Genomic DNA, 13,781 nt, shown 5'->3' with positions numbered 1-13,781 from the left:
TCAGGCGGTATCGCGCAATGCGCTGAGTTGATCGAGGAAGCGCCGGCATTCGGCCGGCAACGGCGCATCGAACTGCAGCGCCTCGCCGGTCAGCGGATGCGCGAGCTTGAGGCGGTGCGCATGCAGGAACATCCGCTTCAGCGACGGCTGCGCGTTCGCGCGCGCCAGCGCCTTGTTCAGTGCGAAATCGCCATACTTCGCGTCGCCGGCGATCGGCAAGCCGAGATGCGCGAGGTGCACCCGTATCTGATGGGTCCGACCCGTTTTGAGTTCCGCTTCGACGAGCACATAGTCGGACCAGCGGTCGACGAGGTTGAACACCGTATGCGAGGCCAGCCCATCGTCCTGCACGCGCACGCGGCGCTCCCCTTCCGGGGTCGAATACTTGAACAGCGGCGCCTTCACCGCGCGGCGCCGGCCCCAGTCGGATTGCCATTCGCCGTGCGCGCACGCGAAGTAGCGCTTGTCCATCCGGTTCTCGCGGATCTGCTCGTGCAGGGCGACGAGCGCCGTGCGCTTCTTCGCGAGCATCAGGATGCCGGACGTCTCGCGGTCGAGCCGGTGCACCAGTTCGAGGAATTTCGCGCGCGGGCGCGCCTGCCGCATCTGCTCGATCACGCCGAACGCGACGCCGCTGCCGCCGTGGACCGCGACCCCGGCCGGCTTGTCGATCACGAGCATCGCGTCGTCCTCGTACAGCACGTCGAAATTCGCGGGCGGCACGACCGGCGTGTCGGCGCGTGCGAGGTCGGCCGCGGCCACGCGCACCGGCGGCACGCGGACGAGGTCGCCCAGTTCCAGGCGGTACTGCGCGTCGATCCGGCCCTTGTTCACGCGCACTTCGCCGCTGCGCAGGATCCGGTAAATATGGCTTTTCGGCACGCCTTTACAGACGCGCAACAGGAAATTGTCGATACGCTGACCGGCCGAGTTTTCGTCGATCTCGATCATCGATACCTGGCCGCTTGCGACCGAATTCTGGGATATTTTGCCTAACTCATTCATACTGAATATAATTTTGCCCAGCCTGACGTTGTGGGTGGCCTGATCGGCCGGCCCCGGCTGAATTGGGCAAGGCGCAAGCGCAAACCGCTATTTTACTTGCGCCGGGGGTCCGCTGCTCGCCCCTAATCAAAGAGATGCAGCAAGTTGCACGCACGGCGCCGCCCGTCGGCAAGGATCGCGCCCACAGGCGGATTCGGTCGGCAAGGCGCCGCGGTAACGGAAAGTTGGTTGAAAAGAATTTGATCGGCAGCCCGACGGCGCGCAGTGCGTCCGCAGGCTGCCGGTTGCGAAAATTACGGCGTTGCGCCCGATTTGGCCCCGCGAAGCGTGCGGGGCTTGGCGACGTCAAACCAGGGAAGTACACCCCAAGCGGGAAAGTCGGGCTGGATTCGATACTCCCCGCTGCGGCCCAAGCCGCAGCATCTGCCGCCCGTCGGCGCGCGCGACGCATTGCGCGCGCCCGTGGCAATGCCCGGACAGGCTTAGCGCGCTTTTGCAGCGTGCGGTGTGTGAACGCCGTGCTTTGAAGCCGTATTCGCAGGTGCCCTATGGCCGCCGGCCCCGTCTTTCGGGCCCAAGCGCCTCTTCAGGCAATTCTCCCCGCCAGCGTTCCCGCTCCAGCGTGCTCGTGACAACACAACAAGGTGCGGCCTGCCGTCGTTCCCGCCCTCGCGACTGACAACCGCGAGGCGCCGGCAGCGGAGCCGCCTGGAGTCGTTCATGAAACGCATGCTGTTCAATGCGACGCAGCAGGAGGAGCTGCGCGTCGCCATCGTCGATGGGCAAAAGCTCATCGACATCGACATCGAAACCGCCGGGCGCGAACAGCGCAAAGGCAATATCTACAAAGGTGTCATCACCCGTATCGAGCCGTCGCTCGAAGCGTGCTTCGTCAACTACGGCGAAGACCGCCACGGCTTCCTGCCGTTCAAGGAAGTCGCCCGCCAGTACTTCAAGGACGGCATCGACATGCGCTCCGCGCGCATTCAGGATGCGCTGCGCGAAGGCCAGGAGCTGATCGTCCAGGTCGAGAAGGAAGAGCGTGGCAACAAGGGCGCCGCCCTCACCACCTTCATCTCGCTCGCCGGCCGCTACCTCGTGCTGATGCCGAACAATCCGCGCGGCGGCGGCGTGTCGCGCCGGATCGAAGGCGACGAGCGCCAGGAACTGCGCGAAACGATGGCGCAACTGCAGATTCCGGACGGCATGAGCATGATCGCCCGTACCGCGGGCATCGGCCGCAGCGCCGAGGAACTGCAATGGGACCTGAATTACCTGCTGCAACTGTGGCGCGCGATCGAAGCGGCGTCGCAAAGCGGCAACGCCGGCCAGCCGATGCTGATCTATCTGGAATCGAGCCTCGTGATCCGCGCGATCCGGGACTATTTCCAGCCCGATATCGGCGAAATCCTGATCGACACGAACGAAATCCACGATCAGGCCCGTGCGTTCATGGACATCGTGATGCCGGACAACGTCGCGAAGGTGAAGCGCTACCACGACGACGTGCCGCTGTTCTCGCGTTTCCAGATCGAGCACCAGATCGAAACCGCGTACTCGCGCACGGTGCCGCTGCCGTCCGGTGGCGCGATCGTGATCGACCACACCGAAGCGCTCGTCGCGATCGACGTGAACTCGGCCCGCGCGACCAAGGGCGCGGACATCGAGGAAACGGCCACCCGCACGAACCTCGAAGCGGCCGACGAAGTCGCCCGCCAGCTGCGCCTGCGCGACCTCGGCGGCCTGATCGTGATCGATTTCATCGACATGGAATCGGCGAAGAGCCAGCGTGAAGTCGAGCAGCGCCTGAAGGACGCGCTCAAGCACGACCGTGCGCGCGTGCAGATGGGCAAGATCTCCCGCTTCGGCCTGATGGAGCTGTCGCGCCAGCGCCTGCGCCCGGCGCTGTCGGAAGGCAGCCACGTGACGTGCCCGCGCTGCAACGGCACCGGCCACATCCGCGATACCGAATCGTCCGCGCTGCAGGTCCTGCGGATCATTCAGGAAGAAGCGATGAAGGAAAACACCGCGGCGATCCACTGCCAGGTGCCGGTCGAGGTGACCGCCTTCCTGCTGAACGAAAAGCGTCAGGAAATCAACAAGATCGAGTCGCGCTTCAAGGTCGGCATCGTGCTGATCCCGAACAAGCACCTCGATACGCCGCACTACAAGCTCGAGCGCCTGCGTCACGACGACGCGCGCCTCGACGATCCGCGCGCATCCTGGAAGATGGCCGAGGAAGCGGCCCGCGAGCTCGAGTCGGAAACCGGCTACAGCAAGCGTGCGGCCGAAGTGAAGCCGAAGCAGGAAGCCGCGGTCAAGGGCATCACGCCCGAGCGTCCGGCACCGAGCCCGGCGCCGCAGCGTCCGGTCGAACCCGTTGCGGCCCCCGCCCCGGCGCCCGTCGCCGCGGCAAGCGGCGGCTTCATCGGCTGGCTGAAGGGCCTGTTCGGCGTGTCGCCGGCACCGGCGCCCGCACCGGTCGCGCCAGCCCCGGCGAAGGAGCAGGCAGCCCGCCCGGCTCGCGAGCGCACCGAAAAGACCGAGCAGCGCGGCGGCGATCGCAACCGCAACCGTCGCGGCGGCGCCCAGCAGGCGCAAGGCGGCCGTGACCAGGCAGCCGCCGGCCGTGGCCAGCCGCAACGCCAGGAGCGCGAAGGCAAGGAAGTGCGCGAACCGCGTGAAGGCCGTGAGCCGCGCGAGGGTCGTGAGCTGCGTGAGGGCCGCGAGGGTCGCGAAAACCGCGAAGGTCGTGAAAACCGTGAGGGTCGCGAAGGCCGCGAGGGCCGTGGCCCGCGCGAAGGTCGCGAGCCGCGTGAAGCCCGTGAGCCGCGCGAACCGCGTGAAAACCGCGAACCGCGCGAGCGCGTCGAACAGCCGGAAGGCGTCGAAGCAGCCGGCCGTGGCGAGCGCCAGGAACGCGGCGAGCGTCGCGAGCGCGGCGAACGCCGCAAGCCGACCCAGCATGCGGCCACGCTCGAAACCGTCACCCGCGGCGAAAACCATCCGGAACCGGAAACCGACAAGGCTGTTGCAGAAGCCCTGCCCGGCGCGGAACTGGCAGCCGATGCGGAAGCCGGCGCACGTGACGGCGAAGAACGCCGCCGTCGCCGTCGCGGCCGCCGCGGCGGTCGTCGCGAGCGCGAGGAAGACGGCTCGGTCGACCAGGCCGAGCAAGGCGCCGAAGGCGAAGTCGCGGCGCAAGCCGTGACGCCGGTCGCGGCCGAACCGGCCCACACTGCCGCACCGGTAGTCGTCGCGGCCGCGGCCAGCGCGGTCGCCGTGGAAGCCGTCGCCGAGCAGCATGCCGCACCAGCCGCTGTCGAAGCGCAGCCGGCGCCGGCACACGCCGAAGCGGCTCCGGCCGCCCCGGTCGAGCCCGTCGTCGCCGTCCAGGCAGCAGAACCGGCACCGGTCGCACCGGCGGTCGCGGAAGCGGGCCCGGCGCCGGTCGCGGTATCGCCGACCGATGCGTTCGAAGTGCCGGCGGCCGCGCCGGTCGCTGTCGACGCGCCGCAAGCCGCGCCGGTCGCTGTCGAGGCGCCGCAAGCCGCACCGGTCGAGCCAGCCGCACCGGCCGTCGCGATCGAAGCCGCTCCGGTGGCAGTCGAACCGGCACCGGTCGAAGCAGCACCGGTCGAAGCAGCGCCTGTCGACGCAGCACCGGTCGAGGCCGTCGCCGCACCGGCACCGACGCCGGCTCCCGCACAACCGGCAGCCGCGCCCGCTTCGGCGAGCCTGGATGTCGTGCTGGAGCAGGCCGGTCTCGTCTGGGTGAACACGGACGCCGACAAGTTCGCGGCCGCGCAGGAAGCCGCATCGCGACTCCCGCGCCCGGCCCGCGTGCCGCGCGAACGCAAGGTGCTGCCGCCGGCCGATACGGCCCCGATGCAGCAGGTCGAAACGACGCACCACTGAACGGCGCATCGCACGACCTAGGAAAAGCCCGCCTCCGGCGGGCTTTTTCACGTCCGCGCTGCGGGTTTCCGCCCACCGGCCCCGCCGGCCGGTTGCGGCTAAAATAGCAGTCTGGTTCGCACTTCTTCCAACATGTCCCGACGCATCATTCCCCTCGCCGACGTCAGCGGGATGCCGGACGTCTCCGGCGTCGCGCATGCCCCCGACGGCACGCTGGCCGACACGTTCGCCCGGCCGCTGCGCGACCTGCGCATTTCGGTGACGGATCGCTGCAACTTCCGTTGCGTGTACTGCATGCCGCGCGCGGTCTTCGACAAGGACTATCCGTTCCTGCCGCACAGCGCGCTGCTTACGCACGAGGAAATCGAGCGCGTCGCGCGGCTCTTCGTCGCACACGGCGTCGAGAAGATCCGCATCACGGGCGGCGAGCCGCTGCTTCGCAAGAACCTCGAATTCCTGATCGAGCGGCTCGCGCGCCTGACGACGCACGCAGGCCGCCCGCTCGACCTGACGCTGACGACCAACGGCTCGCTGCTCGCGCGCAAGGCGCGCGCGCTGAAGGACGCCGGGCTCACGCGCGTCACGGTCAGCCTCGATGCGCTCGACGATACGCTGTTCAAGCGCATGAACGACGCGGAGTTCGCGAGCGCCGACGTGCTCGACGGCATCTTCGCCGCACAGGCCGCGGGCCTCGCGCCGGTCAAGGTCAACATGGTCGTGAAGCGCGGCACCAACGACAGCGAGATCCTGCCGATGGCCGAGCGTTTTCGCGGCACCGGCGTGATCCTGCGCTTCATCGAATACATGGACGTCGGCACGTCGAACGGCTGGAACATGACCGAGGTGCTGCCGTCGGCGGACGTCGTCGCGCGCATCGCCGAACATTTCCCGCTCGTGCCGCTCGAGCCGCACACGGCGGCCGAGACCGCGCAGCGCTGGGGCTATGCGGACGGCAGCGGCGAGATCGGCGTGATCTCGAGCGTCACGCAGGCCTTCTGCGGCGACTGCACGCGCGCGCGGCTGTCGACCGAAGGCAAGCTGTACCTGTGCCTGTTCGCGTCGACGGGGCACGATCTGCGTGCGCTCGTGCGCGGCGGCGCGACCGATGCCGAGATCGCGACCGCGATCGCCCGCATCTGGCACGCGCGCACCGACCGCTATTCGCAACTGCGCGGCAGCGCATCGGCCGACGGCGCCGGCAAGCGCGTCGAAATGTCGTATATCGGCGGCTGACGCACGCCGCTCTGTCCATCCGCGCACGATGCCCGCTCCCGCCTCCCCGTCGATCGCCGGCCTGCTGCTCGCGGGCGGGCGCGCCACGCGCATGGACGGCGTCGACAAGGGCCTGCAACTGCTCGACGGTACGCCGCTCGCGCTGCACGTACTGCGCCGGCTGTCGCCGCAGGTCGACGAGACGGTGATCAGCGCGAATCGCCATGCCGATCGCTATGCCGAACTCGGTGCGCCGTTCGACGCGCGCATCGTCGCCGACGAAACCCCCGACTTCCCCGGGCCGCTCGCGGGCCTGCTTGCCGGCATGCGCGCGGCGCGCGCACCGCTGGTCGCGTGCTCGCCGTGCGATACGCCCTATCTGCCCGCCGACCTCGTCGCGCGGCTGCATGCGGCGCTCGACGCGCAACAGGCCGATATCGCGATGGCGGTCACCGTCGACGCGCAGCAGATGCGCTCGCCGCAGCCGACGTTCGCGCTGCTGCGCACGTCGCTGGCGGACGACCTCGCCGCCCGACTCGCGGCCGGCGACCGCAAGATGCGTGCGTGGTACGCACGCCACACGACGGTCGAAGTCGAGTTTCGCGACGAGCGTGCGTTTTACAATGCCAATTCCTGGCAGGAACTGGCCGCGCTGGCCCGCCGTTGACGGCCCCGCGCCGTTCCCGCCCGGCGTCTGCCGCACGCGAAACCCGCGCCCCGGCACCCTCCTCGCGCCACCGGCCACGAACCCGATACGCCTTGCGGCGCAGTCCGACTGATGATCACGCAATCCTCGCCCGCCTCCCGAACCGCACCCGACCCCGATGCCCCGCTGTCGCTCGCCGACGCGCAGGCACTCGCGTGCCGCTTCGCGGTGCCCGTCGACGCGTGCGATACGGTGGCGCTGCGCGAGGCGCTCGATCGCGTGCTCGCGGCCGACGTGAGCGCGCCATTCGACATTCCCGCGTACGACAACTCGGCGATGGACGGCTATGCGTTCGACGGCGGAGCCGCGGCACTCGCGTCGGCGCAGGGCGAGGTCGCGATGACGGTTGTCGGCACCGCGTTCGCCGGCCATCCGTTCGACGGCGCCGTGGCGGCCGGTGCATGCGTGCGCATCATGACGGGCGCGCCGATGCCGGCCGGATGCGACACGGTGATTCCGCAGGAACGCGTTCGCGTCGACGGCGACGCGATTCGCTTCGCCGCGCACGACGTCGCGCGCGGCGCGAACTGCCGCAAGGCCGGCGAGGATCTCGCGCGCGGCACCTGTGCGCTCGCCGCGGGCCGCATTTTGCGGCCGTCCGATCTCGGCCTGCTCGCGTCGTTCGGCATCGCCGACGTCACGGTGCGCCGGCGCGTGCGCGTCGCCGTGTTCTCGACCGGCGACGAGTTGCGCGAGCCCGGCGAACCACTCGGCCGCGGCGCGCTGTACGACAGCAATCGCGGGATGCTGATCGCAATGCTCGAACGGCTGCACGTGGACGCGATCGATCTCGGGATCGTCCGCGACGACCCGGCCGCGCTCGAAGCCGCATTGCGCGACGCCATCGCCGCGCAGGCCGATGCGGTGATCACGTCCGGCGGCGTGTCGGTCGGCGAAGCCGATTTCACGCGCGACGTGATGGCCCGGCTCGGCGACGTGACGTTCGCGAGCCTCGCGCTGCGACCGGGCCGCCCGCTCGCGTGCGGTACGCTCGCCCGCGCGGCCGACGACGCCGGTCACGCGCTGTTCTTCGGCTTGCCCGGCAATCCGGTCGCGTCCGCCGTGACGTTCCATGCGATCGTGCGCCCCGCGCTGCTGACGCTGGCCGGCGCGCGCACGCCGCCGCCGGCCATGTACACGGCGCTCAGCACGCAACCGTTGAAGAAACGCCCCGGCCGCACCGACTACCTGCGCGGCATCGCGACGCGCGCCGCCGACGGTCAATGGCACGTCGTACCGGTCGGATCGCAAAGCTCGGCGTCGCTGAGCGGTCTCGCGGCCGCCAACTGTTTCATCGTCCTGGGCCACGATTCCGCGGCAGTCGACGCGGGCGCCCCGGTCGACATCCTGCCGCTCGACGGCCTGATCTGAATTCCAATCGGTATATTTCTACGGGGGCAATCCGCACATGAAGAAACAAATCTCGTCGATCGCCGCGGGGCAGACCGCCAAGGCGCTGATCCTCGTCTACCTGACGTTCAGCGTGCCGATCGTGCTGCTCGGCATTCTCGTTGCGTATATCCGTTACGGGATGGTCGAGTTGAGCACGATCCTGAGCGCACTGCTGCTGAACGCGATCCTCGGTTTCGTGCTGCTGTGGATCGCGTGCCATGCGTACAACTGGGTCGCATCGCGCTTCGGCGGCATCGAGATCGTGCTGTCCGATCCGCCGGAAGAAGCGTGAGCGGCACGCCGCTGATCCGCGCGGCCGACACGCGCGACGTCGGCACGATCCTCGCGCTGATGCGCGAGCTGGCCGAGTTCGAAAAGCTCACCGAGCTGTTCGTCGCGACCGAAGCCGATCTCGCCGACGCGCTGTTCGGCGAGCATCCTGCCGCCGAGGCACGCGTAGCCGAACAAGACGGCACGATCGTCGCGTACGCGCTGTTCTTCCACAACTATTCGACGTTCCTCGGCCGCCGCGGGCTCTATCTCGAGGATCTGTACGTGCAGCCGTCGCAGCGCGGCACGGGCCTGGGCACCGCGATGCTGCGCCATCTCGCGGCGCTCGCCGTCGAGCGCCGTTGCGCGCGCTTCGAATGGTCGGTGCTCGACTGGAATCAGCCGGCGATCGACTTCTACGAGAAGATGGGCGCGACCGTGCTGCCGGAGTGGCGCATCGTGCGCGTGACGGGCGACGCGCTGGACACGCTCGCCGCGCATTGAACGCGAGCCGGCTGCGCCGGTGACCGCTGCAAAGGAAAACGGGCGCCCGTTTCTTCTGTCCGACAGTTGCCAGCAACGCGCGTCACGCGTCGTCCGCGTCGGCGCCTTCGGCCTCTTCCGCGCCGAGCAACCCGGCCGCCGTATCGCCCGGCAACGCCTCGACCTGCTTCAGCTTGCGGTTCATCACACGTGTGCGCTGCTCGGCGGACTCGATCGAGCGCGTGACCGTTTCGAGCTGCGCCTTCGTGCGCGCGAGCACGTCGCCGAACTTGCCGAACTCCGTCTTGACCGCGCCGAGCACCTGCCACACCTCGCTCGAACGCTGCTCGATCGCGAGCGTGCGGAACCCCATCTGCAGGCTGTTGAGCAGCGCGGTGAGCGTGGTCGGCCCCGCGACCGTCACGCGATAGTCGCGCTGCAGCAGGTCGGTCAGCCCCGGGCGGCGCAGGATCTCCGCATAGAGCCCCTCGGTCGGCAGGAACAGCAGCGCGAAATCGGTCGTGTACGGCGGCGCGACGTACTTCTCGGCGATCGTGCGCGCTTCCATCCGCACCCGCGCCTCGAGCGCACGCGCCGCCTCCTCGACGGCCACCGCGTCGGCACGCTCCTGCGCGTCGATCAGCCGCTCGTAGTCTTCGCGCGGGAATTTCGCGTCGATTGGCAGCCACACCGGCGACGCGTCGCGCGTGCCGGCGTCCCGCCCCGGCAGCCGGATCGCGAATTCGACGCGCTCGGTACGCTTCGGCACCGTCACGACGTTCTTCGCGTACTGGTCGGGCGTAAGCATCTGTTCGAGCAGCGCCTCGAGCTGCACTTCGCCCCAGGTGCCGCGCGTCTTCACGTTGGTCAGCACCTTCTTCAGATCGCCGACGCCGGCCGCGAGCGTCTGCATCTCGCCGAGCCCGCGATGCACTTGTTCGAGCCGGTCCGACACGAGCTTGAACGATTCGCCGAGCCGCTGCTCGAGCGTCGCGTGCAGCTTCTCGTCGACGGTGCGGCGCATCTCCTCGAGCTTCGCCGCGTTGTTCGTCTCGATTTCCTTCAGCCGCTGTTCGAGCGTCGCACGCACCTCGCCGATCCGGCGGTCGTTCGCCTCGGTCAGTTGCGTGAGCTGCCGGTTCAGCGTGTCGCCGAACAGCCGCAGCGCGCCCGTTTGCTCCTCGCGTGCCTGCTGGGCCTGGCGCTGCACGCTCTCGCGCATCGCGTCGAACTGCTGCGCGTTGCCGGCGACGAGCTTGCCGAGCTGCTGCGCGAACCCCTCGATCTGGTTGTTCTGCACGGTCGCGACGCTCGTCAGTTGCGCGGCGAGTGTCTGCTGCAACTGGGCGAAGCTGCCGGCCAGCTCGGTACGCGAGCCGCGTGCGGTCTCGACGATCTCGCCGCGCAATTCGCGTTCGAGCCGCTCGACCGCGCGCGCCTGCGCATGCGCGGCGTCCTCGATCTGGTCGCCGAGCACGGCCGCGTCGTCGTGGCGGCCGCCGCCGCGCACGAGCGCGACGATCGCCACCGCGAGCGCGACGGCCAGCACGACGACCGCCGCAAGCAACAACGTCGTCGTCATGCGCGCGGCTTCCCGATCACGTCAGGGTTGATCGGATTCGGCGGCTGCCCCGCACGCGGCCCTTCGCCCAGTGCGGCGATCAGGTTGTCGGCGGCGAGATTGGCCATCGCGCGGCGAGTCTTTTCGGTCGCGCTCGCGATATGCGGCGTCAGCACGACGTTCGGCACCTCGAGCAGCGCCGGATGCACGCTCGGCTCGCCCTCGTACACGTCGAGGCCGGCCGCGGCGATCGTCCCGTCGCGCAGCGCGGCGGCCAGCGCCGCGTCGTCGACGATCCCGCCGCGCGCGATGTTGGTCAGCGTCGCGGTGGGTTTCATCTTCGCGAGCTCGGCCGCGCCGATCGTGTGATGGTTCTCCTTCGTGTACGGCAGCACGAGCACGACATGATCGGCGCGCGCAAGCAGCGCATCCTTCGACACGTATTCGGCATCCAGCTCGGCCTCGATCTCGGGCGCGACGCGCGACCGGTTGTGATAGATCACCTGCATCCCGAAACCGCGCGCGCGGCGCGCAAGCGCCTGGCCGATACGGCCCATCCCGATCACGCCGAGCGTCGAACCGTAGATGTCGGTGCCGAGGAAGCCGTCGTACGCCCACTTCCGCCAGTGACCGGCGCGCAGCCAGTGTTCGGATTCGGCGATCCGGCGTGCGGCGGCCATCATCAGCGCCCAGCCGAAATCGGCGGTCGACTCGTTCAGCACGTCGGGCGTGTTGGTGCCGAGCACGTTCGCCGCGTTGAACGCGGCCATGTCGAAGTTGTTGTAGCCGACCGCCATGTTCGCCACCACCCGCAGGCGCGGCGCCGCCGCGAGCGTGGCCGCGCCGACCGGGTCGCCGGCCGTCAGCGCGCCGTCCTTGTCGGCCAGACGCGCGGCAAGCGCGTCGGGCGCGAGCGCATCGCCGTCGTTCCAGTCGACGTCGAAATACTGCTTGAGCCGTTCGATCACGTCCGGAAAGATCGGACGCGCGACCAGGATCTTCTGCATCGCCATCTCCGCATACCGCGGACGGATCGCGGCGCGCGATGCGCCGCCGGAGCCGCCCGCTCGGGGTTGAAAAACGTCAGCTTACGCCGTGAAGAAAAGCCACGACGTCAGCAGGAATACCGGTATCAGCACGACGAGCGCCCAGCCGAGGTACGCGAAGAAGCTCGGCATCTTCACGCCGCGCGATTCGGCGATCGCCTTCACCATGAAGTTCGGCGCGTTGCCGATATAGCTGTTTGCGCCCATGAACACCGCGCCGGCGGAAATCGCGGCGAGCGTCGACGCGCCGGTCGTCATCAGTGTCTGCGCGTCGCCGCCCGCGAGGTTGAAGAACACGAGATAGGTCGGCGCGTTGTCGAGGAACGACGACAGGATGCCGGTCGCCCAGAAGTACATTGCGTCGACCGGCTTGCCGTCGGGGCCCGTGACGAGATGGACGATCTGCGCGAACGCGCCGTCCGCACCCGCGCGCAGGATCACGATCACCGGCGCGATCGTCACGAAGATGCCCGCGAACAGCTTCGCGACTTCCTCGATCGGCGCCCAGTTGAACGCGTTGCCGTCGCGCGCGGAACGCGGCGTCAGCGCGAGCGACGCGAGCGTCACGACCACGAGCGCGACGTCGCGCACGAGATTCTGCAGCGCGACGTGCGTGCCCCAAACGTCGAACGAGATGCCCGGCTTCCACACGCCGCTCATCAGCACGAGCGCGATCACGGCCGCCAGCAGCACGAAGTTGATCTTGCCGTCGATCGACAGCGCCGCGCCGTCGGGCGTCGGATCGAGCGCGGCCGGCCGCTCCTCGCCGCCCTTCCGGTAGAAGTACGTATCGAGCGCGAAGAACAGCGCGAGCAGCACCACGCAGATGAACAGCATCGGCAGCGCGAGATGCGTGGTCGTCCAGAAGAAGCTCACGCCGTTGAGGAAGCCGAGGAACAGCGGCGGATCGCCGAGCGGCGACAGCGAGCCACCCGCGTTCGCGACGAGGAAGATGAAGAAGATCACGACGTGCACGACATGCTTGCGGTTGTCGTTGGCGCGCAGCAGCGGCCGGATCAGCAGCATCGCGGCGCCCGTCGTGCCCATCACGCTCGCGAGCAGCGTGCCGAGCGCGAGGATCGCGGTATTCAGCTTCGGCGAACCGTGCAGGTTGCCATTCACGCAGATGCCGCCCGCGACCGTATAGAGCGCGGTGAGCAGCACGATGAACGGAATGTATTCCTCGAGCAGCGCATGCACGAGCGTGCCGAACGCGGCGCCGGCGCCGAACGCGACCGCGAACGGCGCGAGAAACACGATCGCCCAGCCGGCCGCGATCTTGCCGAAGTGGTGATGCCAGAACACCGGGGCGATGAGCGGGAACAGCGCGATGGACAGCAGGATCCCGGCGAACGGGATGCCCCAGAGCGCGGACAGCGTGGCACCGTCGAGCGTGGCGGCCGATGCGAGCGCGGGAGTGGCGCCAAGCGCGATTCCCGACGCCATGCCCGCCCAGGCGGCATGTCGTTTCATGCGGAACTTCCTTGTTCGAGTAACGGTGAATGCGGCAGGCGCGTCATGCGCCCCGTACGACGATCGCGTGCACGCGGTACGGGCCGTGTGCGCCCAGAATGATCGTTTGCTCGATGTCGCCCGTGCGCGATGGGCCCGACACGAAATTGACCGCGCGCGGCAGCTCGCCGCGCTCCGCGCGAATCAGCGCGAACGCGTCTTCATGACCGGCGACGATGCGCGACGCCGGCACGATCGCGATGTGGGTTTCCGGCAAAAGACCGGCCGATGCGTAAGTGTCGGGACCGGACAGCAGCACCAGCGACCCCGTTTCGGCGGTCGCGCAGAAGCAGCCGGTCAGGCCGACGAGATCGCCGTCGCGCGGCTTGCGGCACTCGACCGACAGGCCGGCGCCGGCCCAGTCGAAATCGGCCAGCGTGCGCCATGCGACGGCCTGCGTCGGCAGACCCTGAGCAGCAAGATAGCGGGCGGCGGCGGCAGGCACGTCGGCCAGCGTCGCGACTTCGTCGACCGTGGTCGACAGGCGCCCCGCTTCGTCGACGAAAGCAGCGACGAGGTCGGCCGGCGCCGGCGGGCGCGGGCCCTGCGGATGCCGCGCGAGATAGTCGGCGACGCCGTCGCGCTCCGCTGCATCGGGTTCGGCCGCGCGCCCCTGCGCCGCGCGAATGCGCGCGAGGATCTGGCGACGGGCGGCGGAAGTGTCCATGAACGGTCC

11 protein-coding genes are annotated in these 13,781 nt (G+C 69.0%); 6 read left to right on the top strand and 5 right to left on the bottom strand.

What is annotated here, in order from left to right; all coding sequences use genetic code 11:
• Complete coding sequence (locus HWX76_RS32810) at window positions 1-1,005, bottom strand: RluA family pseudouridine synthase (protein WP_050011483.1); 1,005 nt, start codon at window positions 1,003-1,005, stop codon at window positions 1-3.
• A gap of 720 nt (window positions 1,006-1,725) precedes the next feature.
• Between HWX76_RS32810 and HWX76_RS32805 the strand changes: the two genes are divergently transcribed.
• From HWX76_RS32805 to HWX76_RS32780, 6 genes are all read left to right on the top strand, one after another.
• Window positions 1,726-4,923, top strand: a complete 3,198-nt coding sequence (locus HWX76_RS32805; protein WP_176016902.1) for an Rne/Rng family ribonuclease — start codon at window positions 1,726-1,728, stop codon at window positions 4,921-4,923.
• Window positions 4,924-5,055: 132 nt separating this feature from the next.
• On the top strand, window positions 5,056-6,156 hold the full coding sequence (gene moaA / locus HWX76_RS32800; protein ID WP_124637838.1) for a GTP 3',8-cyclase MoaA: 1,101 nt from the start codon (window positions 5,056-5,058) through the stop codon (window positions 6,154-6,156).
• Between the two features lie 28 nt (window positions 6,157-6,184).
• Complete coding sequence (gene mobA / locus HWX76_RS32795) at window positions 6,185-6,802, top strand: molybdenum cofactor guanylyltransferase MobA (protein WP_050011486.1); 618 nt, start codon at window positions 6,185-6,187, stop codon at window positions 6,800-6,802.
• A 111-nt stretch (window positions 6,803-6,913) separates the two neighbouring features.
• The gene (glp, locus tag HWX76_RS32790) at window positions 6,914-8,212 is read left to right on the top strand and encodes a gephyrin-like molybdotransferase Glp (protein ID WP_124651221.1); all 1,299 of its coding nucleotides are present in this window, start codon (window positions 6,914-6,916) and stop codon (window positions 8,210-8,212) included.
• A gap of 37 nt (window positions 8,213-8,249) precedes the next feature.
• A complete protein-coding gene (locus HWX76_RS32785) occupies window positions 8,250-8,525 on the top strand; it encodes a hypothetical protein (protein ID WP_006476519.1) in 276 nt (91 codons plus the stop codon).
• The gene (locus HWX76_RS32780; RefSeq protein WP_050011488.1) at window positions 8,522-9,007 is read left to right on the top strand and encodes a GNAT family N-acetyltransferase; all 486 of its coding nucleotides are present in this window, start codon (window positions 8,522-8,524) and stop codon (window positions 9,005-9,007) included. The genes HWX76_RS32785 and HWX76_RS32780 overlap by 4 nt, the downstream gene beginning before the upstream one ends.
• An 82-nt stretch (window positions 9,008-9,089) precedes the next feature.
• Here HWX76_RS32780 and rmuC read toward each other — a convergent pair whose 3' ends face one another.
• From rmuC to HWX76_RS32760, 4 genes are all read right to left on the bottom strand, one after another.
• Complete coding sequence (rmuC, locus tag HWX76_RS32775; protein ID WP_050011489.1) at window positions 9,090-10,568, bottom strand: DNA recombination protein RmuC; 1,479 nt, start codon at window positions 10,566-10,568, stop codon at window positions 9,090-9,092.
• A complete protein-coding gene (locus tag HWX76_RS32770) occupies window positions 10,565-11,554 on the bottom strand; it encodes a D-glycerate dehydrogenase (RefSeq protein WP_050011803.1) in 990 nt (329 codons plus the stop codon). Before HWX76_RS32770 ends, rmuC begins: the two co-directional genes overlap by 4 nt.
• 81 nt (window positions 11,555-11,635) lie before the next feature.
• Complete coding sequence (locus HWX76_RS32765) at window positions 11,636-13,066, bottom strand: sodium:proton antiporter (RefSeq protein ID WP_176016901.1); 1,431 nt, start codon at window positions 13,064-13,066, stop codon at window positions 11,636-11,638.
• A gap of 43 nt (window positions 13,067-13,109) precedes the next feature.
• Window positions 13,110-13,772, bottom strand: coding sequence for a lactate utilization protein C (locus HWX76_RS32760; RefSeq protein ID WP_050011491.1), 663 nt, complete (start codon window positions 13,770-13,772; stop codon window positions 13,110-13,112).
• Window positions 13,773-13,781 lie beyond the last annotated feature (9 nt).

Origin of the sequence: Burkholderia sp. BCC0398 (genome assembly GCF_902833245.1) — a bacterium.
In the GTDB taxonomy this organism is placed as follows: domain Bacteria; phylum Pseudomonadota; class Gammaproteobacteria; order Burkholderiales; family Burkholderiaceae; genus Burkholderia; species Burkholderia sola.
This window is presented reverse-complemented; position numbering and strand designations above follow the sequence as displayed.

Excerpts from the sequence above, each read along its gene's own strand:
- HWX76_RS32810 (WP_050011483.1), bottom strand. The coding sequence starts at position 1,005 with ATGAATGAGTTAGGCAAAATATCCCAGAATTCGGTCGCAAGCGGCCAG.
- HWX76_RS32805 (WP_176016902.1), top strand. The coding sequence starts at position 1,726 with ATGAAACGCATGCTGTTCAATGCGACGCAGCAGGAGGAGCTGCGCGTC.
- moaA (WP_124637838.1), top strand. The coding sequence starts at position 5,056 with ATGTCCCGACGCATCATTCCCCTCGCCGACGTCAGCGGGATGCCGGAC.
- mobA (WP_050011486.1), top strand. The coding sequence starts at position 6,185 with ATGCCCGCTCCCGCCTCCCCGTCGATCGCCGGCCTGCTGCTCGCGGGC.
- glp (WP_124651221.1), top strand. The coding sequence starts at position 6,914 with ATGATCACGCAATCCTCGCCCGCCTCCCGAACCGCACCCGACCCCGAT.
- HWX76_RS32785 (WP_006476519.1), top strand. The coding sequence starts at position 8,250 with ATGAAGAAACAAATCTCGTCGATCGCCGCGGGGCAGACCGCCAAGGCG.
- rmuC (WP_050011489.1), bottom strand. The coding sequence starts at position 10,568 with ATGACGACGACGTTGTTGCTTGCGGCGGTCGTCGTGCTGGCCGTCGCG.
- HWX76_RS32770 (WP_050011803.1), bottom strand. The coding sequence starts at position 11,554 with ATGCAGAAGATCCTGGTCGCGCGTCCGATCTTTCCGGACGTGATCGAA.
- HWX76_RS32765 (WP_176016901.1), bottom strand. The coding sequence starts at position 13,066 with ATGAAACGACATGCCGCCTGGGCGGGCATGGCGTCGGGAATCGCGCTT.
- HWX76_RS32760 (WP_050011491.1), bottom strand. The coding sequence starts at position 13,772 with ATGGACACTTCCGCCGCCCGTCGCCAGATCCTCGCGCGCATTCGCGCG.